Source organism: Rhizobium sp. Leaf453, assembly GCF_001425605.1.
Taxonomy (GTDB): Bacteria; Pseudomonadota; Alphaproteobacteria; order Rhizobiales; family Rhizobiaceae; genus Pararhizobium.
In genome coordinates, this window is record NZ_LMRG01000026.1 from 192941 (window position 1) to 212222 (window position 19282).

15 protein-coding genes and 1 tRNA gene are annotated in these 19282 nt (G+C 58.4%); 5 read left to right on the plus strand and 11 right to left on the minus strand.

Annotated features, from left to right (window positions below):
• The first annotated feature begins 511 nt into the window (after positions 1 to 511).
• Entirely contained in the window at positions 512 to 3592 is a 3081-nt protein-coding gene (locus ASG68_RS22425; protein ID WP_062585701.1) for a M10 family metallopeptidase, read from the plus strand.
• A 155-nt stretch (positions 3593 to 3747) separates the two neighbouring features.
• Here the strand turns inward: ASG68_RS22425 and tig are convergent, their stop codons facing one another.
• The 4 genes from tig to ASG68_RS22445 form a co-directional block, all read right to left on the minus strand.
• Positions 3748 to 5217: a trigger factor gene (gene tig / locus ASG68_RS22430; protein ID WP_062585699.1), complete on the minus strand. Its 1470-nt coding sequence runs from the start codon at positions 5215 to 5217 to the stop codon at positions 3748 to 3750.
• A gap of 173 nt (positions 5218 to 5390) precedes the next feature.
• Positions 5391 to 5475, minus strand: a tRNA-Leu gene (locus ASG68_RS22435).
• A 191-nt stretch (positions 5476 to 5666) separates the two neighbouring features.
• Positions 5667 to 6248: a GDYXXLXY domain-containing protein gene (locus tag ASG68_RS22440; RefSeq protein ID WP_062585697.1), complete on the minus strand. Its 582-nt coding sequence runs from the start codon at positions 6246 to 6248 to the stop codon at positions 5667 to 5669.
• Position 6249: 1 nt separating this feature from the next.
• Positions 6250 to 7371, minus strand: a complete 1122-nt coding sequence (locus ASG68_RS22445; RefSeq protein ID WP_062585696.1) for a DUF2157 domain-containing protein — start codon at positions 7369 to 7371, stop codon at positions 6250 to 6252.
• Positions 7372 to 8369: 998 nt separating this feature from the next.
• Between ASG68_RS22445 and ASG68_RS30890 the strand changes: the two genes are divergently transcribed.
• The 3 genes from ASG68_RS30890 to trmFO all read left to right on the plus strand — a co-directional run bounded on the left by ASG68_RS30890 (position 8370) and on the right by trmFO (position 10682).
• Positions 8370 to 8513 carry a DUF1127 domain-containing protein gene (locus ASG68_RS30890; RefSeq protein WP_082478033.1) on the plus strand — a complete coding sequence of 48 codons (144 nt, stop codon included), beginning with the start codon at positions 8370 to 8372 and terminating at the stop codon, positions 8511 to 8513.
• 483 nt (positions 8514 to 8996) lie between these two features.
• Complete coding sequence (locus ASG68_RS30895; protein ID WP_081927849.1) at positions 8997 to 9140, plus strand: DUF1127 domain-containing protein; 144 nt, start codon at positions 8997 to 8999, stop codon at positions 9138 to 9140.
• 129 nt (positions 9141 to 9269) lie between these two features.
• Entirely contained in the window at positions 9270 to 10682 is a 1413-nt protein-coding gene (trmFO, locus tag ASG68_RS22450; RefSeq protein WP_062585694.1) for a methylenetetrahydrofolate--tRNA-(uracil(54)-C(5))-methyltransferase (FADH(2)-oxidizing) TrmFO, read from the plus strand.
• Between the two features lie 7 nt (positions 10683 to 10689).
• Here the strand turns inward: trmFO and ASG68_RS22455 are convergent, their stop codons facing one another.
• From ASG68_RS22455 to yajC, 5 genes are all read right to left on the minus strand, one after another.
• Complete coding sequence (locus ASG68_RS22455) at positions 10690 to 11130, minus strand: hypothetical protein (RefSeq protein ID WP_062585692.1); 441 nt, start codon at positions 11128 to 11130, stop codon at positions 10690 to 10692.
• A 129-nt stretch (positions 11131 to 11259) separates the two neighbouring features.
• Positions 11260 to 12135, minus strand: coding sequence for a phytoene/squalene synthase family protein (locus ASG68_RS22460; protein ID WP_062585691.1), 876 nt, complete (start codon positions 12133 to 12135; stop codon positions 11260 to 11262).
• A gap of 4 nt (positions 12136 to 12139) precedes the next feature.
• The gene (locus ASG68_RS22465; protein ID WP_062585689.1) at positions 12140 to 12535 is read right to left on the minus strand and encodes an Mth938-like domain-containing protein; all 396 of its coding nucleotides are present in this window, start codon (positions 12533 to 12535) and stop codon (positions 12140 to 12142) included.
• Positions 12532 to 15075, minus strand: coding sequence for a protein translocase subunit SecDF (gene secDF / locus ASG68_RS22470; RefSeq protein ID WP_062585688.1), 2544 nt, complete (start codon positions 15073 to 15075; stop codon positions 12532 to 12534). Before secDF ends, ASG68_RS22465 begins: the two co-directional genes overlap by 4 nt.
• Positions 15076 to 15134: 59 nt before the next feature.
• On the minus strand, positions 15135 to 15473 hold the full coding sequence (gene yajC / locus ASG68_RS22475; RefSeq protein WP_062585684.1) for a preprotein translocase subunit YajC: 339 nt from the start codon (positions 15471 to 15473) through the stop codon (positions 15135 to 15137).
• Positions 15474 to 15732: 259 nt separating this feature from the next.
• Here yajC and ASG68_RS22480 point away from each other — a divergent pair, with 259 nt between their 5' ends.
• Positions 15733 to 16605, plus strand: a complete 873-nt coding sequence (locus ASG68_RS22480) for an ATP-binding protein (RefSeq protein ID WP_062585682.1) — start codon at positions 15733 to 15735, stop codon at positions 16603 to 16605.
• Between the two features lie 60 nt (positions 16606 to 16665).
• Here ASG68_RS22480 and ASG68_RS22485 read toward each other — a convergent pair whose 3' ends face one another.
• Together ASG68_RS22485 and ASG68_RS22490 are read right to left on the minus strand one after the other, a co-directional pair.
• Positions 16666 to 18198: a LysM peptidoglycan-binding domain-containing M23 family metallopeptidase gene (locus ASG68_RS22485; protein ID WP_062585679.1), complete on the minus strand. Its 1533-nt coding sequence runs from the start codon at positions 18196 to 18198 to the stop codon at positions 16666 to 16668.
• Positions 18199 to 18481: 283 nt separating this feature from the next.
• Positions 18482 to 19138, minus strand: a complete 657-nt coding sequence (locus ASG68_RS22490) for a hypothetical protein (protein ID WP_062585677.1) — start codon at positions 19136 to 19138, stop codon at positions 18482 to 18484.
• Positions 19139 to 19282: the final 144 nt, after the last annotated feature.

The following is a 19282-nucleotide window of genomic DNA, read 5'->3' on the forward strand; positions in this document are numbered from 1 at the left end:
TGTCACTCCACATGCAGAAGACCGATAAGCTATCTCTCACCCTTGGCACGCCAGCGATTTTTTGTCGCAATCGACGCCCCTCAAAACACACCGCAACGGAGTGAGAGGGATATTAGTCTTGTTCGTTTAATTAATTTAGCGTAGACTAATTACAAGTAGCCGCGAACATGATTGAACGGCGATCGCCGTTCATTGCGAATATATTACCTGAACTACGCGGTATTTAAGTTCATCTTTGGGGTTGCGTTTTGCGTCGGATAAAACCGTGGGGCGAATTCCATGGCACTTACCCAACGACCTCAAGTTCATTTTGAAAGAGAACGACCGTTCACCCCAATCTGGGTAACGCGGCCAGCAGAGTGCAGTTTTGCAGTTGATGTTCCGATGATCGCGTGAAGCGACCGTCGGCGAGGGCATTTGTGCGCATTGCAGTGCAGTTTCGTAACTAAACCTCAAATCACCGAGCGCGTTGCATCACCTTTTTGCGGGTCGTGCAACTAGGGAGGCATTCATGGCAATGAAGCTGAAAATCACGTCACTCACCGATGCCGCGGCATCGGAACCCGGCCGTACAACCGGCTATTCGGGCCTTGATCGAGCCGCAAGCCTGGCAGGCTTTTCCATCGGCAATACTGCACCCGGTGTGGCGGACATCTGGACACCGGCAAAATCCGTCGTCCTGCCACTGCTGACATCGTCGGACGCCCTTTGGGCTCCGGAACCCGCGCCAGCAAACAGCGGATCCAGTAACGTCCCACAGGAGAATGGCGACGCTTCCGTGACAATCGCGGTTGCCGCCACAGGCAACGCCCTGATCGATGGCGTGCTCAGCGGCGTGCGCTGGAACGAAACCTTCATCACCTACAGCGATACGGATGCTTCGGGGGACTATCAGGCCGGTTATTCGTCCGACCAGAACGCGAACGGCATCAGCGCACAGAATGAGGCTTTTTCGCAGTTTACCGCGGCGCAGATGATCGCTTTCCACGCAGCGTTGAACCAAGCCATTTACACCCAGCTCGGCGGCTCTGGCGGCTTCTCCGTCGAGGGCTTCACCAATCTCACCATTGACTACAATGGTGCGGGAACCAGCAATTCTACAATTCGCGCCGCGAATTCCGGCGATGCCGGAACCGCCTATGCATTCTATCCGAACAACAGCATCTATGGCGGCGATACCTTCTTCGGGAACACCTATGACGGGACGAGCAACAGCCTGAAAAACCCCGTGGCCGGCAACTATGCCTGGCATACGATGATTCACGAACTGGGTCATTCGCTCGGGTTGAAGCATGGCCATGAAACCGGTGGACCGGGTAACACTGCCGTTCCGGCTGCGTACAATTCGATCGAATTCACGGTCATGACCTACGCCAGCTTCATCGGCGACAATTCGGGTGGTTATGACTACGAGCAATGGGGCGCGCCACAGACCTACATGATGATCGACATCCTCGCCCTCCAGACAATGTATGGCGCGGATTTCACCGTCAACAGCGGAAATACTGTCTATACTTGGGATCCGACCAACGGCAATTCCTACGTTGCCGGAGTGTTGGCGATCGACCCCGGCGCCAACCGAATTTTCTCGACGATCTGGGATGGCAACGGTATCGATACCTACGATCTGTCGAACTACGCGACCAATCTGCGGCTCGATCTTCGTCCTGGCGAAAGCTCGACATTCTCCACCGCCCAGCTTGCCTATCTCGGTGGTGGCCCGAATGGCGGCTATGCCCGCGGCAACGTCTTCAACGCATTCCAGTTCAACGGCGACAGCCGTTCGCTCATCGAAAACGCCATCGGTGGCTCGGGCAATGACAGCATTACCGGAAACAATGCTAACAACACCCTGACGGGGAATGGCGGAAACGATACCCTGCTCGCCGGCTCAGGCATCGACATCATTGATGGCGGAGACGGCAATGACTGGATTGAGGGCGGCTTCTCGACCGATACGGTGAACGGCAATGCCGGCAACGACACGTTCTATGTCCGCGATGGCGAGTTTGGCGACAATACCGACGGTGGTTCCGGCGACGACGTGCTGGATGTCAGCAATTATACGTCGAGAGGTGCGATCGTTAATCTCGGCGCGAACACCTACGACTTTTCGCCAACCTTTGGCGGTCCCTATTCGATCGTGAATGTCGAAAACGTGCGGGGCACCCAGGTCGCCGACACGATTACAGGCGACGCTCTCGGCAATATTCTCGTCGGCAACGGAGGCAACGACACCATCAGCGGAGCCGCAGGCAACGACACACTGGACGGTGGCAACGGCAACGACACACTGCTGGGCGGGGATGGCAACGATACGCTTACCGCCGGATCCGGTGTCGATCTCGTCTACGGCAATAACGGCAACGATCGATTCTACCTCATGCAGGGCTGGCAAGGCGGCGTAGGCGAAGCCTACTTTGGCGGTGCCGGCTATGACACGTTCGACACGTCTACGGTCATCTTTTCCCCCTTCAGTGTCTACGTGAATCTTCAGGATGGCGAGTTCTATGAAATCGGTTGGGCCGGCTTCTTCGACATCTCGCTTTCAAGCGTTGAAAGGGTTGTCACCGGAGATGGCGAGGACCTCGTCACCGGCTCCGGTGAAGTCAACGGCCTGTTTACCGGCGCCGGAGACGACGTCGTCGAAGGTCTTGGCGGTGACGATACACTGAGTGGCGAAGATGGTGATGACCGTCTGGATGGCGGCTCCGGAGCAGATAACCTTTGGGGCGGCAACGGAACGGATACCGCATCCTATCTGAGCGCGACGGCCGGTGTTATCGCCAGCCTGTCGAGCCCCGGCGCGAACACCGGAGACGCAGCCGGCGATACCTACAGCCTGATCGAAAATCTGGCTGGATCGAACTACGCTGACTTCCTGTATGGAACCGGCGGCAACAACCGGATCGTTGCCTATGACGGCAACGACACGGTCAAGGGATATTCCGGCAACGATGAGTTGCTCGGCCTCGACGGCAATGACATCCTGATCGGTGGGATTGGCGCCGACTACATGAGCGGCGGCAATGGCAGGGATACTGCCTCCTATGACGGTGCTGGGTCAGGTGTTATCGCCAATCTGTCCAGCCCGGGGGGCAATACCGGCGAAGCCACCGGCGACACCTACAACTCCATCGAGAACATGATCGGCTCGGGCTTCAACGATGAGCTCTATGCGGATAATGACGACAACAACATCAATGGCGGGGGCGGCGACGACCTCATCAAGGGTTACAACGGCAATGACGTTCTGACCGGCGGAACGGGCGATGATGAATTCAACTTCAACACGGCTTTGAACGCCGCAACGAATCTGGACCGCATCCTCGACTTCAACGTCGCCGATGACATCATCTCTCTGGAAAATGCAATCTTCACCCAGGTCGGTGCGCTCGGCGTACTGGCAGCGGCAGCTTTCAAGGCCAATACCAGCGGGCTTGCCACAGATGCCAGCGATCGCATCATCTATGAGACCGACACCGGCGATCTCCTCTACGATTCGGACGGGACCGGCGCCACGGCCGGAATCCAGTTCGCGAGGATAACCGCAGGACTGGCACTGACAAACACGGACTTCCTTGTTGTCTGAATACGCCGATGAATGAAATCCGCCTCGGCCCGTACCGAGGCGGGTTTCATTTGATAAATTACCAATATGGTGCCGTTGCCGCCAAGTTGGCTGACACTGCAAACAAAAAAGCCGCCTCTTTCGGGGCGGCTTTTTCATTGTCGATCAAAAGCGGATTACTCGGCGCTGTCGTCAGCAGCCTTCTTCTTGGCCGGAGCCTTCTTCTTCGGTGCAGCGGCTTCTTCGCCTTCCGCGGCCTCAGCCTTGGCAGCCTTCTTCTTCGGAGCCTTCTTCGTTTCCGAAGCGTCGTCCTCGTCGTCAGCCAGCAGTTCTTCCTTGCTGACGGTCTTGTCGGTGACCTTTACTTCGGACAGGAGATGATCGACGACCTTCTCTTCGAAGATCGGTGCGCGCAGCGAAGCGGCGGCACCCGGGGTCTTCTGGAAGTAGTCGATGATCTGCTTTTCCTGGCCCGGGAACTGGCGCAGCTGTTCGAACAGCGAGCGCTGCATTTCTTCGTCGCTTACGGTAACGCCGGCCTTTTCGCCGATTTCCGAGAGAACGAGGCCGAGGCGAACGCGGCGTTCAGCCAGCTTGCGATATTCGCCGCGGGCTTCTTCTTCCGTCGTGTCTTCGTCAGCGAAGGTCTTGCCGGCCTGCTCGAGGTCGGTGTTGATCTGGCGCCAGATGTTGTCGAACTCGGCGTCGACGAGACGCGAAGGCGTGTCGAACTGGTAGAGTTCGTCCAGCTGGTCGAGGATCTGACGCTTGACCTTCTGGCGGGTCATCGAGCCGTACTGGCTTTCGATCTGGCCGCGAACGACTTCCTTCAGCTTGTCGGCCGATTCGAGGCCGAGCTTCGTTGCGAGGTCGTCGTTGATTTCGACTTCGGCAGCAGCAGCAACATCCTTGACGTTGATGTCGAAGGTGGCTTCCTTGCCGGCGAGGTTTGCAGCCGGGTATTCAGCCGGGAAAGTAACGGTGATAACCTTCTCGTCGCCAGCCTTCAGGCCGACCAGCTGCTCTTCGAAGCCCGGGATGAAGCGGTTCGAACCGAGAACCAGCTCAGCGTCTTCGTCCTTGCCGCCGTCGAAGGCAATGCCGTCGACCTTGCCGAGGTAATCGATGGTAACGCGGTCGCCGTTGGCAGCCTTGCCCTTCTTGGTTTCGTAGGTACGGGCGTTTTCAGCGATCTTGAGGATCTGCTCGGTCACTTCGGATTCGTCGATATCGACGACTTCGCGCGTGACCTTGATGCCGCTGACGTCCTTGAGTTCGATCGCCGGGATGACTTCGTAAGCGAGCGTGAATTCGAAATCGGCTTCGGCGTTGAGAATTTTGTCCGCTTCTGCTTCGTTCTCGGTCATCGCGATTTCCGGCTGGGTCGCCGACTTTTCGCCGCGCTCCGACAAGATTTCGGTCGGCTTTTCGCGAACCAGCTCGTTGACCAGCTCAGCCATGATCGACTTGCCGTACATTTTCTTGAGATGGGCGAAAGGCACCTTGCCCGGGCGGAAACCGTTGATACGGACCTTGCCCTTGGCATCTTCAAGACGCTCGTTCATCCGAGCTTCCATGTCCTTGGCCGGAATGACGACCTTGAGTTCGCGCTTCAGCCCTTCAGCGAGCGTTTCGATAACCTGCATGTTCAAACCTTCACTTCACGTTGACAGGGCTCTGTCGCTGTTCTTCTGCACGAGCAATTGAGCCGATCCATTTGCCGGGAGTGGCTTTACGCAAATCGGTCGCCGTTTTGCAAGCAAAATGGCGCCGTCATTCCGGTTGACGCCAGGGGCCAGCCCAAGGCATCGCTTCATTCTGGTGCGGGTAGAGAGACTTGAACTCCCACGCCTTGCGGCACCAGAACCTAAATCTGGCGTGTCTACCAATTTCACCATACCCGCGTTCAGAAAACCGCAGCGCCTGATCGCATCGACGCAGGAAAGTCACGGCCAAAGCGCCACAAACAAGCCTGCACCGGGTTCAGGGCGTTCCCGAGCGCGGCGTCTCTATATCACCCGTTTGCAATGGATCAAAGGAAAAATGCCGATATCCGCGGGTTCTTGTCACATCGATGACAAGTATAGGCCGGAGATCAGTAAAGAGGCTCCTCGTAAAGCGGCTTTCCATCGATCGCGATCGAGCGGATCTGCATCCGGCCATCGCCATCGACACTGGCCGTCACCGACAGGGCGGAAGCATTGCGCGCCTCTTCCAGCACCAGCCCCTCACCCTCCGGCACATAATAGCGCTCGATACCGTATTCGACATTGACGGATGACGCCGGGCTGTCGGGCGTCGGATAGAAGTAGAAGGGCGAACTGCGCGCGATCACCGTCCCTTCCTTCGGGGCCAGTGTTCCAAACGAGGCTTCCGAAATCGTCCAGAAACCATCAGCCTGCTTTTCAAGCCGGACGGAAACCTGCGCATCCGTCGCCTCGGTCGGAAATCCGCCCGTCACCTTGTCGGCAGGAATGTTGGAAATGTCATAGGACAGAACGACATAATCCCCGCGCAGCAGGTCACGCGGATCGACCGGTACGGTCTTCAGCACGACATCGACGCCGTTGCGCAGGATGGAGGCGCGGCTTTCGATCATGTAGCCAAGGACAGCTGTCTGCAGCAGTGCAACGAGAATGGCCGCGAACAAAGGCCGGATCAACGGATTGTTGCTCATGTCACGCTCCCTCCACTGCAGCGGTGGTCAACGCCGTTTTCCCCGAAAGCCGTTTCTCCAGTCGGATGACCAGCCAGGCGATCAGGCCGACGACGACGCCGGAAATCAGGAAGAAGCCGGACGTCCCAAGAATGCTGCCAAGCGTCTCCGAGGCGAGATAAAGCGTCTCTACGGAAAAGACGGTATAGCCAAGAAACCGCACCGCACCATTCAGCCGGCCGGCAATGGCGACACCACCCAACGCGACTGCCAACGTCGTTGCGCCGAGCACGATCTCCTCACCCAGCCCATCGATTTCCGTATGCAGGGCGGCAAGCCCCAGCACGGCCAGCAGGAAGCTGTAGAATGCGGGACCGGCGCCTGCCTCGCGAGCAAAGCGATAGACCGGCGATATGGGCAAGCTGACAGCCAGAAAGCCGACAAGGCCCAGGCCGAACAGAACTGCAGCGAGCCACATCTCACTGATCTCGATATAGAGCCAGCCAAGCCAGGCCAGGGCGAGCAGATAGGCCAGATGGCGCGCCATACCGCCATTGGCATAGCGGACAAGCGCGATGACGATCACAACCAGGGCCGGCACGAGATAGATCAGGCCGTTGCCTTCGAAACTGTAATCATTGTCCATGACAAGCTGTCCGAACACAGCCCAGGCAAGAAATCCGGAAAAAACGGACAAGGCCGCCGAACGGAACGCGACTGTCGCCACGCAGGCGGCGGCAAACCAGACGAGCAGCGCATCAACCGCATCGCCGGAGAGATGATACATCTGCCCGACCAACGCGATCGCACCACCGAAGGACATGGTGGCCATGACAAGCAGTGCGGCACCCAGACCACGGAAACCGCGCGCAAGGCAGAGCGCTGCAGAAAGATAGAAAACCCAGATCAGGCCAACGATACCGAGGACGCGGACCAAACGCGGGATCGCATCCCAGTTGGCGGCGACGAGCAACAAGATGGCAGCTGACAAAAGCACGGCTGCCATGACCAGGAGCACCCTGCCCGCGCTGAACACCGTTTCACGGGCGTCATATTCAGCCAGCATGGCCTTGGCGGCATCAGGCTGCAGCAACCCCTTCGCGATCCAGCTGTTGAAGTCTCTTTCGATCCGCCCCCGGTACATCGAATGCCCTCCTTGAATGCGCATGGTCGCCAACACATATCATAGGCACGGCCAATTCCTAGCCAGCCGCGCCGATCAGTCGGGAACAAGACCCTCCCCAAAAAACGGCACATATTCTTAACGGAATATGAAGATTTTGATGGGATTCTGTAAACAACAGGCAAGGACGGATCGGCAGGTAGGCTTATGCAGAATCCGCATATCATCCATGATGATATTGCACTGCACAAATCGCAGCCGCCGACGTATATTTGGTTTCAAGAAGACGGAGCGAGATCAGCGCAAGCGATCGGGGCCGTCAGCGGCAAGACCAGCCGATTCCACTTAGAAGTGGAAAAGGTCAGCGCGCCGAAAGGTTCGCATCATAGAATTCGGAGTGGCGCACTCCTCCTCCCAGCGCCGCTTCGATCAGATGGGCAACACTCCTCCTCCCGGTTGCCTGTCACTTAAAATGACGCCCGCTGGACCTCCTCCCCCAGCGGGCGCTATTCGTTTATTGGCTCTCAAAAATATTCTTCAATTTCAATATCTTTACCGCACAAGCGCGATAGCTCTGCGAAGCTCACCGAAGCCGAAGCCGATAACCCATGCGCCCGTTACATGGGTGCCATTCCCGATTGGCTCTACACATTCCGCAAGGCAGCGCTTATCTTCAATTCAAGTTCGAGACAGCGCTCTCCTCCTCCCAACGCGCCTCGACGGGATCGACGACACTCCTCCTCCCAAGTTGTCGATCGGAACAGGCAACGCCCGTCGGACCCCCTCCCCCGACGGGTGTTGTTTTTTTTGTTTTCAGCGCATACCTGGCCGACGACACTCCGCACCTCCACGCGCATAGAATTTGGTCATAACAAGACCATCGACCTTGAAAGACCTGCATTAAACGCATGGGTGCGATGCAGCATTGTTTCTGTAATTTCGTAGGGCGGCAGCGTATATTCCGATCATCAGATGAGGGCCAGCAAACGGTGCTGGCAGACCTAGAAAGGACCAGCATCATGAACCTGACACGCTCTTTCAATAACTGGCGCAAGTATCGTCAGACCTGCAACGAACTCGGCCGCATGAGCGACCGCGAACTGAACGACCTCGGCATCGGCCGTGGAGATATCCAGTACGTTGCCCGCCAGGCAGTCAAGTAAGTCTCGTAGCGGCCGGTTTGTCCGGCCCGGTACGTAGCTGCCAAACGCCCTCCGGTTCATTCCGGCGGGCGTTTTTTTTCGTCAAGATTCGAGATAAGCAGTTAGGACCTTAACGCGCATGAAGGCAGCGAAGCTCCGCTTCGCAATGCAACATTCAGAGTTGCTCATTTTCGGTGCAGATTCATGTTGAAGCGCCATTCCATCGTTGCGATCGACGCGTGACTTGGATCACCTCGCGATCGCTGTCAAACCACGTCGGAAAATTAAATAGTTAACAGAAGAATCGCCTGCATAACGCTTCGTTAATGCCTGGCGTCTTTTTGATCAAACACCGAGGATGCCCACGGAAACAGCACCGCAATGCACAAATGCATAGCAGATGCATTTTCTTTGCACTCCATCTTTTCCCGCGTGAGGCGTATAAACATCCCAACGAAGCAGGCAAATCACTGCACTGCTCATTTGTTTTCTGAGGAAAAGATCATGAACCCGATTCGTATCGCAAAAAGCTGGATCAACTATCGCCGTACCGTTGCTGAGTTGGGCAACCTGTCCAATCACGCTCTGACCGACATCGGCATCACCCGCTTCGACATTCGCAACATCGCTTCGCGTTCCTTCCGTTAATCGGACTCGGAATGTCGAGGGACTAAAAACGGCACCACAGGGTGCCGTTTTTGATTCCGGGCCTACCCTGCATGCATATGCCATCCGGAAGCAGTTTCCTTCCGGCCCGCCTTGCTCTAAGAACGGCGCATGACAGACACATCTTCCCTTTCCCCCATTCACGTCATCGGCGGCGGCCTCGCCGGTTCAGAATCCGCCTGGCAGATCGCCAGCGCCGGAATCCCGGTCATCCTGCACGAAATGCGCGGCGTGCGCGGCACGGATGCCCACAAAACCGACGGCCTTGCCGAACTGGTCTGCTCGAACTCCTTCCGCTCTGACGACGCGACCAGCAATGCCGTCGGTGTCCTGCATGCCGAGATGCGCCTTGCCGGCTCGCTGATCATGTCCTGCGCCGACAAGAACCAGGTTCCGGCCGGCGGTGCGCTCGCCGTCGATCGTGACGGGTTTTCCGATGCAGTGACCACAGCGATCAACAGTCATCCGCTCATCACCGTCGTACGCGAGGAAGTGGCCGGCCTGCCGCCGAAGGATTGGGATCTCGCCATCATCGCCACCGGCCCGCTCACCGCGCCGTCGCTCGCAAGCGCCATCCAGGCGGAAACCGGCGCCGACGCCTTGGCCTTCTTCGACGCCATCGCGCCGATCATCCATACCGAAAGCATCGACATGGATGTCTGCTGGTTCCAGTCCCGCTACGACAAGGTCGGGCCGGGCGGAACGGGCAAGGACTATATCAACTGCCCGATGGATGAAGCGCAGTACAATGCCTTCGTCGATGCCCTGATCGCCGGCGACAAGACGGGTTTCAAGGAATGGGAAGGCACACCCTATTTCGATGGCTGCTTGCCGATCGAGGTCATGGCCGAGCGCGGACGTGAAACGCTGCGCCACGGCCCGATGAAGCCTATGGGCTTGACCAACGCGCACAATCCGACAGTGAAACCTTACGCTGTCGTCCAGCTGCGCCAGGACAATGCGCTCGGCACACTCTACAACATGGTCGGTTTCCAGACAAAGCTGAAGTATGGCGCGCAGGCAGAGGTGATCCGGATGATTCCGGGACTGCAGAATGCCGAGTTCGCCCGTCTCGGCGGTTTGCACCGAAACACCTATATCAATTCGCCGGTCCTTCTCGACGGCTCGCTGACGCTAAAGTCTCGCCCGGGCCTGCGGTTCGCCGGCCAGATCACCGGCTGCGAAGGTTATGTCGAGAGCGCCAGCATCGGCCTGCTTGCCGGACGCTTCGCCGCCGCCGAGCGCAAGGGCGAGACCTTGCCGCTTCCACCGGCGACGACAGCGTTCGGTTCGCTGCTCAACCACATCACCGGCGGGCATATCGTCTCCGACGACGAACCGGGAAAGCGGTCGTTCCAGCCGATGAACATCAATTTTGGCCTGTTTCCCCTGCTGGAGCCGGGCGCAGTCGTCAAGCCGGACGGCGTGAAGCGCTTTCGCGGCAAGGACAAGACGGTGATGAAGAAGCAACTCGTCGCCGCGCGGGCTCTCGAGGATTGTGCCGCCTGGCTGAAAGCAGTCTGACGCGTCTTCAGGTTGCTGGGATGACCTTGAAGTCTGACTGCGGATTGAAGCTGCCGAGCAGCCAGAGCGAAACCTCGGCAGCAATTTCCGCGCTCGGAAATTCATAGGTCCCGTCGAGATAGGAAAAATCGGCGAAATGCACCGCCAGGCCCCGGCCGCCCGGTGCGTTGGTCGTGTTGACCTTGCCCGCCTCGATCAGGTGGCAGACGAAATGCGTGCCATGGGCCGCCATGAAGCCGGCCTTGCCGTCATGCAGACGCACGAAATAGGCCTTCTCATCTGCAGTTGCATGAATGGCCCGGATTGCTTCGTCCGGGAAGGCGCGACCAAAATCCAGAATCGCCAGACCGGCATCCGGCTCACGCCGATCCTTTTCCGCCCGCGCTTTCATCCGCGTGTAGAAAATGGCTGCAAGCAACACCACCATAAGGAGGATTGGCCAAATCATATGCCGGTTTCCTTTGACGCCGATCGACAGAATAATACGACGGGGACCCTAAAAGCCCAAGCTTGTGCCAATGTACCGTCAGGTTTCCTCAAATACGATTGATGAAACCTGAATTCCGTTCATATTCGTCTACCAGCGACCACTGCGCGCGGCTTTCCACATCCACCATTGCCTGCGCCACTGAGATGGCTGGATCGATGTCTCGAACAGCCGTGCACCAGCCTTCTCGGCGCGATCAAAAACCGGCTGTGCCAAAGCGACAGGCGTAAACGCGTATCGGTTGTGCGGCGAGATCGCCGTGGCCTCTTTGCGTGCCTTGGCGAGATGATCGCGTCCAAGGCCTGCAAAGGCACGAATCGCCTGACCAAGGGCCTCCTCGTCCTTGCCCGACAGGAAGGCCTCCCGGTCCAGCCCGGTCGCAGCCAACAGTTCCTGCGGAAAATAGACCTGCCCGCGGCGCCGATGCAGAGGCAAGAGCAGCAGCAGACCTGCAATCGTCTGGGCAACACCGGCATGACCGGCGGCGGATGCGGATTGCTGCGCATTGGCCGGATCGAGAATGAGACTGGCGAGTTGGATCAGAGCCGACGCCGTCTCGCCGGCATACCCTTCCAGCGACGACCGGTTTTCCATCGGATCGTCATAGAGATCGAAGATCCGGGCATCAATCATGTTTTGCAAAACAGGAACCGGCAACTTGTAGGCCCTGATGCAGGTCAGCAAGGCCTCGGCAAGCGGGTGTCCCTCGCCCTTCACACCGCTGGGATCATCAAGCACATCGCGCCACCATTGCAGGCGGATTTCTCCGGGCAACGGTTCACGCACGAGATCCCGGATCCTCGCGATTTCTGCATGGAAAGCGTAGAGCGCTGATAGCGGACCGCGTTTGTCTGCAGGTGAAAGCAGGCAGGCAAGATAGCGGTCACGATCACTGTCGCGCAACGCCGACAGGCTGAATTCATAGGCAGCCTCGCTGGGCGCCTTCGGGTCTTGGGAGTTGGCCATGGGATTAAACGGCGATCAGGGCCGCAGCCACCGCACGGGATTCGGCAAGCATGATATTGTAGGTCCGCACGGCGGCTCCTGTGCTCATCGGGTCCGACGAGATCGCATGCTCCTTGAAAAGTGTTTTCAACGCGGCCGGCAACGGACGGATATCCTTGCCGGTTCCGACGAGGATCACCTCGATCTCAGACGCATCCTGGATGACACGCTCGAACTGTTCCGGCGTTAATGGATCGCCTTCCGCCATGTCCCAGCCGTAGATCCCCGATGGCAGCATCAGCAGCGAACCGCGATGCGACATGTCGGCAAAGCGAAACCCGCCATTGCCATAGCTGTCGATCGGCGCCCGGCCCGGGAAATGGGCCTTGCGAATCTCGATCGGTTTGCCGCGCAGGATCATAGCGTCCCCCTTGCTGATGGCGGGCTGCCACCTGTCTTCTCTGCCCCGTGACGCAGCTTGAACAGGATGAGCACAGGACCGGCAACGTAGATCGACGAGAACGTACCGACAGCGACACCGAACAGCATGACGAATGCGAAAGGCTGAACCGCCTCGCCGCCGAAAATGCTCAGCGCGGCGAGCGCCAGCATCGTTGTCGCACCGGTCAATACCGTACGGGACAGTGTCTGGTTGATCGAAGTGTCGATCAAGATCGGCAAAGGCATGCGCGGATAACGCTTCAGGTTTTCGCGCACACGGTCATAGACGACGACGGTGTCGTTCAATGAATAGCCGACGATGGTCAGCAGTGCGGCGATACTTGTCAGGTTGAACTCCATTCCTGTCACGACGAACAATCCGATTGTCAGGAGCACGTCGTGCAGCGTCGCCACGACGGCGCCAGCCGCGAACTGCCATTCGAACCGGATCCAGATATAGACAAGAATCGCCAGAAGCGAACCCATCACACCAATGGTCGCCGCCTTGGTGAGAGCGCCAGAAATGGTCGGTCCGACCACCTCGACGCGGCGGAATTCATAGGCATCCTCCAATTCGCTGCGGATCAGGATGACCGAGGTTTGCTCGGCATTTTCGCCGCCATCGCGTGAATGGACGCGAACCACAACATCTTGCGGCGATCCGAAAGGCTTGACGGTAACATCGCCGAGATTGAGTTCGTAGAGACGCCCGGTGATATCGTCGATATCCGCATTCCCTTCCCGCGCCTTCAGTTCGATGACAGAGCCACCGGAGAAATCGATACCGAGATTGATGCCGAGCGCGCCGAACAGCAGCATGCTGACAACCGAGAGCAGCGTCGTCAGCGAAAAAACGTAGTTTCGGATCGCCATGAACCGGAATGCCGCGCCATCGAAGATGCCTGTGCGAATTCCCGCCGGTAGCTCGGTCGGGCGGCTGCGAGCAAGCCAGACCTCAAGCATCACGCGCGTCAATGTGTAAGCCGTGAACAACGTTGTCACGATACCGATCGCCAGCGTCACTGCAAAACCGCGCACGGCCCCGGTTCCAAGGAACAGCAGGATGATTGCGGCAATCAGGGTGGTGATATTGGCATCGACGATCGCGGAGAAGGCGCGCGAAAATCCGAAGTCGAGCGCTTCGCGAAGCGACCGGCCGTGTTTCACCTCCTCGCGGATGCGCTCGTAGATCAACACATTGGAATCCACGGCCATGCCGATCGTCAGCACGATGCCGGCGATGCCCGGTAACGTCAGCGCCAGGCCGGTCGCGGACAGGACTGCAATGATCATGACGACGTTGAAGGCAACGGCAATGCTCGCGACAGCACCGAACAGCCCATAGAACGCCAGCATGAAAAGCACGACAAGCACGGCGCCGACCGCACCCGCCATCAGGATCGAATGAATCGAATCGGCTCCGCGTCCCGCCCCGATCGAGCGCTCCTCGACGACAGTCAGCGGCGTCGGCAGCGCGCCGGCCCTCAATAGAAGTGCCAGATCGCCGGCGCCTTCACTACTCATGTCGGCAGAAAGCTGAACCGTCCCGTCGGTAATCGCCTTGCGCACCAATGGCGTGGCGATCACGGCCCCATCGAGGACGATGGCGAGCGTCGTTCCGGCACTATCGGCCGTCGCCTTGGCAAAACGCTCCGTTCCCTCAGACCCAAGTCTCAGATTGACGACCGGATTGCCCGACTGCGCATTGATGGCCGCCTGGGCATCGACAATGTCGGCATTGGCAATGATCGGCTGCCTGCGGACCAGATAACCGATCGGTGGATCATCAGCGGAGTAAAGAACTTCGGATGTTACCGGCGGCTGGCCGTTGACGGCGTCTTCGACCGCCATCGACATGTCAATGCTGCGGAAAGACAAGTTGCCGGCCTGGCTCAGGATATATTTGACCTGCTCGGGGTCATACCGGCCGGGAATCTGGACGATGATCCGGTCGGCGCCCTGTCGCCGCAGCTTTGGCTGAAGTGCCCCGAGATCGATCAATCGCTGTTGCAACACGGCGATCGCACCATCGGTCATCGTGGACACACGATAATCGATACCTTCGTTCGTCAGGTCGAGGGTCAGCACACCGTCTGCAGCGACGCCAATGGTGACCTCGCTGACTGGATCCTTGGTCAGACTGCCTTCTTTAACCGGGTCAGCAAGTGGTTTCAGCGCCGCCTGCGACGCGCCCGCTTGAGCCGCATCACGAAGGCGAAGCTGAATGGCCTGCCCGGTTCCGGACAGGCCCGAATAGCCGATATCGGCGGCCCGCAGACGTGTTCCCACCTCGTCGATGGTGGCCTGCAGGCGGGCCTTGATCACATCATCCCGCTCGATCTTCAGCGTGATCTGCGATCCGCCCTGAAGATCGAGGCCGAGCATCACCTGTCTGTTCGGCACCCAATCCGGCAAACTCTCCAACGTGCTGTTGGATACTGCGTTCGGCAGGGCGACCACGATGCTGAGAAGCACGACGAGCCAGACGGTGATGGTTTTCCAGCTGGAAAAATACGGCATGAAGCTCTCAAAGATACGTGGTTACAGGGCGACCGGAACGCTCCGGCCTCCCTGCAGGCTCACTCCTTGACGGGTTCACCCTTTACACGGACTTCGGATACACCACTGCGTACCACACGAATCTTCACGCCGTCAGCAATTTCGACTTCCAGTTCGGTGTCATCGACAACCTTCGTCACCTTGCCGACGATACCACCACCGGTCACGATCTGGTCACCGCGGCGAATGTTCTTCAGCAACTCCTCGCGGCGCTTCATGTTGGCGCGCTGCGGACGGATGATCAGGAAGTACATTACCACGAAGATCAGCAGGAACGGCAGGATCGACATCAGGATATCGGCGCCGCCGGCGGTGGCGCCGGGTGCTGCTGCTTGGGCGAATGCCTCGGTAATGAACATCAATCACTCCTTGAATAGTCTCTGGCAGGCATTTGCCCGCGTTTCGGATCGCCGGAATATAGGAAAGGCTGCCATGAATGCAACAACGCCCTGCCCGGCTTCTGTATCATCTGCCTCATACATGAAATCAGCCGGAGGAGAAGCGCCTATTGATGGATTTCCCGCCTTTTACCGTTACCGCAGCCATGTTACCGCACACTTGGTCTCCTCGGTCGGAACCTCGGGTCAAAACCGATGCCATCATTCAGGATGTTCTTTGATGCAGGATACGAAAATCGACCTTCTGATCGCTGAAATGCGCAAACTATCTGCCGCCATTGAGCGTATTGCCGGTCCGGCCCCCGCCGTCAACGACTGGGATGCAGCCGAATGCTTCGTCTGGTCGCCCCAGCGCCAGCATCTGCAGCCCGTGGCGCGGCCGAACCGGGTCGATCTCAAACTCATTCGTGGCGTCGACCATGTCCGCGATATCCTGTTCGACAACACACTTCGGTTCACACAAGGCTTCCCGGCCAATAATGTGCTGCTTTGGGGGGCGCGCGGCATGGGCAAGTCCTCGCTGGTCAAGGCCGTGCATGCAACCGTCTCGAGGCAAGCCGGCGTTCGGCTGAAACTGGTCGAGGTGCATCGCGAGGATATCGCGACCTTGCCGATCCTCATGGAAATCCTGAAGACGGCACCAGTCCCGGTGATCGTTTTCTGCGACGACCTGTCTTTCGACCATGACGACACATCCTACAAGTCCCTGAAGGCAGTGCTGGATGGTGGCATCGAAGGACGGCCGGGCAATGTGCTTCTCTACGCGACATCCAATCGCCGGCACCTTCTGCCGCGTCACATGATGGAAAACGAGCAATCAACGGCGATCAACCCGTCGGAAGCTGTCGAAGAAAAGGTGTCGCTTTCCGATCGTTTCGGCCTTTGGCTGGGCTTCTACAAATGCAGCCAGGACGACTATCTCGCCATGATCGACGGTTATGCAGACTATTTCGGGCTGGAGACCGATCGGGAGCACCTGCATGCGGATGCGCTGGAATGGAGCACGACGCGCGGCGCGCGTTCCGGCCGCGTCGCCTGGCAATTCATCCAGGATCTGGCCGGACGATCGCAGAAGAAGATCGACACGCTCTGAAATCGGAAAAGCCCCTCAACGGGGCTTTTCCACATCTGTGATGACTGTTTTTGACGCCGACTATTCGAGGAAGGTCGCCGGGTTGACGGCGCTGGCGTTCTTGCGAACCTCGAAGTGCACCTGCGGCTGGGTTGCCGTACCGCTCATGCCGGACGCTGCCAGTGTCTGGCCGCGCTGGATCTTCTGGCCACGCTGGACCTTCAGTTCCGAAGCATTGCCGTAGACGGTCACCGTGCCATCGTCGTGGCGAACCAGGACGGCATTGCCAAGTTCCTTCAGGCTGCTGCCGGAATAGATAACCACACCGTTTTCGGCAGCCTTGATCGGTGTGCCTTCCGGAACGGAGATATTGATGCCCTCGTTGCGGTTGCCTTCGACATTGGCACCATATCCGGCGATGACAGCACCGCGGACCGGCCAGCGATACTTGCTGATACCTGTCCCCTTCGGCGAGGATTCGGATACCTCTTCCTTCGATGCGACCTCGACTGACTTGTTGGCAACCGGAGCCTTGTATTCCGCCGGCTTCTCGGCTTCCGCCTTCGCGACCTTCACTTCGGCCTCCTTATCCGGGACGGAGGCCGTCACGACCTGATCGGGAGCGGAAGCACTGGCCCCGGGCATCTTCAGCGTCTGGCCGACGCGGATGGCAGCCGTGCTCAGACCGTTTTCCTTGCGCAGCGCTTCGACCGAGACATTGTTCGCCTTGGCGATCCGGTTAAGGGAATCGCCAGCCTTGACCGTGTAGGTTCCGTTCTGGCCATTGCCGTCACCCGAGACCGGCTGCTTGCCCGAGGCGAGATCGGCATTCTTGCCGTCTTTTTCACGAGGCTTCGTCTGGCCGGGCAGGATCGCGACTTCGCGGTTATCCTGCTCCAGCGGTGCGTTCCTCTGCTTGTCGATATCGAGGCTGGCAGCCTGATCAGACGCCGAAGCCTTGGCGGCACTGCCGGAAACCGCAAAGGTCGGGATCAGGATGCGCTGGCCGGGCTCGGCATCGGCTCCGGACTTCATGCCGTTTGCCCTGAGAATTTCCTTTTCCGGAACACCGAACCGCTTGGAGAGCGTCGCCACCGTATCACCCTGGCGCATCAGCACGGCCGGCGCATTTGTCGTCGACCAGCCGCCCTTCGTCGTGCCGGTGGTGACCGGATCGGCATTGATCTTCTTCTCGGCCTTTGCGACCTCACGCGCTGCCGGCATCGGCTGTGCAATCGACGTTTTGCGCGCATTCACCGTCGGATCGGCAAGTGCGGTGCGCTGAACGTTGATGGGTGTCGAAACTTCGCGAGCTCGGGAAACAGGCGTCGCCGCAGTATTGACCGGATCCGGGAATGGCTGATCCATGGCCTGCTCGCGATTTTCAGTCGCCATGACCGGCGCCGAAGCAATTCCACCATCCTGAACATCGGTCGCCGGGATCGGAACGCTGCTACGAGAGATGGAGTTGGTCGTCAGGTCGTCCGACCTGGAGAAAAGCCCGCCGAAACGGCTCGCATCCGAGCTGCACCCTGTAGCGGCACTTGCCAGCAATACCGCCGCAGCCAGGCGAACGACGGACTTACTTACACTTGACGAAACTCTAATACGCATGACGCTTTACCCAACTGGAACACAACTCGGTGTAAGATGATTAAAGCGCATTAGAGTTACCGCGCGGTTAAAACCGGCATGCGGGCTTACGATTTTTGATGAATTGATAACCATGATCGCTTGCCGGAGCCAAGCAAATCAGGGGGAAGCGGCCGGGCGGCACACCGAATATGCGGTTGCTCTCGAAAGCCGGTTGCAGCCCCAGTGAATACCTCAGGTTCACATGCAAATCAAATAAGACAGGCTGTTTGTGTTTTTTACGGGGCCGGCGAACGCCCGAATATCAGAAACTTTCCTGATAGAACTTCTCGATCTCGGAGAGCGTGCCACGCGTCTGCGTCACGTCCTCGTAGCTGATCGTGCCCGTATCCCAGCCGAGCATGTCACCGGTGGTCATGCCGCCGGCGCCCTGGCTCTGGCTCAGGTCCGTTGCCGTCTTTTCCGTATCGAGCAAAACGCTCACGAGCGTCTGAAAGCCTGCCCCGCTATCGATGCCACTTTCATCATTGTACTCGACGGAGCGTGCCCCTGCGATAGCGGCATCGCGCGTCCCGAAGTAACGAAGGCTGTTCTGGTCCTCGGGGCGAAGGTTGTCGTAATATTCGATAAAAGCGCGGTAATAGGCCTTATAGTCGCCCGTCTCGCTGTATTTCCCGAAAGCCTGATATTCACGCGCCGCAAGTTGTGGCGAGAGCTTGTTGGCCCATTCGTCCTGTGTCAGGGCCGGAAGCTTCTCCTGTACTTTCTTCGTGCGGCTCAGGAACAACATCGCCTCAGCGGAGAGCGAAACACGCGAGGACGGATCATAGCCGCCAATGAAGGATGGAGCCGCACCGCCGACTTCACGATTTCCTGCTGTTGTCTGGGCAACGGCGCGGCCGGCAAGGTTGCCCATGCCGTCGCCGGTCGGCGTCGAGGTCAATCTGTTTGCGATCTGCATCTGTCGTCTCCTGCGTTTGGACGCCTGGAATGAACTGACAAACACGCATCACGTCAGGGGGTCAGCTCAAAGATATGACTTTTGTGCGCAGATATCCGGTTAGGCCTCGAAACTTGCGCGAGACTGACCATCGTTAATGAAAAG

Excerpts from the sequence above, each read along its gene's own strand:
- ASG68_RS22485 (WP_062585679.1), bottom strand. The coding sequence starts at position 18,198 with ATGCGTATTAGAGTTTCGTCAAGTGTAAGTAAGTCCGTCGTTCGCCTG.
- ASG68_RS30895 (WP_081927849.1), top strand. The coding sequence starts at position 8,997 with ATGAACCCGATTCGTATCGCAAAAAGCTGGATCAACTATCGCCGTACC.
- ASG68_RS30890 (WP_082478033.1), top strand. The coding sequence starts at position 8,370 with ATGAACCTGACACGCTCTTTCAATAACTGGCGCAAGTATCGTCAGACC.
- ASG68_RS22480 (WP_062585682.1), top strand. The coding sequence starts at position 15,733 with ATGCAGGATACGAAAATCGACCTTCTGATCGCTGAAATGCGCAAACTA.
- secDF (WP_062585688.1), bottom strand. The coding sequence starts at position 15,075 with ATGCCGTATTTTTCCAGCTGGAAAACCATCACCGTCTGGCTCGTCGTG.
- ASG68_RS22455 (WP_062585692.1), bottom strand. The coding sequence starts at position 11,130 with ATGATTTGGCCAATCCTCCTTATGGTGGTGTTGCTTGCAGCCATTTTC.
- ASG68_RS22465 (WP_062585689.1), bottom strand. The coding sequence starts at position 12,535 with ATGATCCTGCGCGGCAAACCGATCGAGATTCGCAAGGCCCATTTCCCG.
- ASG68_RS22460 (WP_062585691.1), bottom strand. The coding sequence starts at position 12,135 with ATGGCCAACTCCCAAGACCCGAAGGCGCCCAGCGAGGCTGCCTATGAA.
- ASG68_RS22445 (WP_062585696.1), bottom strand. The coding sequence starts at position 7,371 with ATGTACCGGGGGCGGATCGAAAGAGACTTCAACAGCTGGATCGCGAAG.
- ASG68_RS22425 (WP_062585701.1), top strand. The coding sequence starts at position 512 with ATGGCAATGAAGCTGAAAATCACGTCACTCACCGATGCCGCGGCATCG.
- ASG68_RS22490 (WP_062585677.1), bottom strand. The coding sequence starts at position 19,138 with ATGCAGATCGCAAACAGATTGACCTCGACGCCGACCGGCGACGGCATG.
- yajC (WP_062585684.1), bottom strand. The coding sequence starts at position 15,473 with ATGTTCATTACCGAGGCATTCGCCCAAGCAGCAGCACCCGGCGCCACC.
- ASG68_RS22440 (WP_062585697.1), bottom strand. The coding sequence starts at position 6,248 with ATGAGCAACAATCCGTTGATCCGGCCTTTGTTCGCGGCCATTCTCGTT.
- trmFO (WP_062585694.1), top strand. The coding sequence starts at position 9,270 with ATGACAGACACATCTTCCCTTTCCCCCATTCACGTCATCGGCGGCGGC.
- tig (WP_062585699.1), bottom strand. The coding sequence starts at position 5,217 with ATGCAGGTTATCGAAACGCTCGCTGAAGGGCTGAAGCGCGAACTCAAG.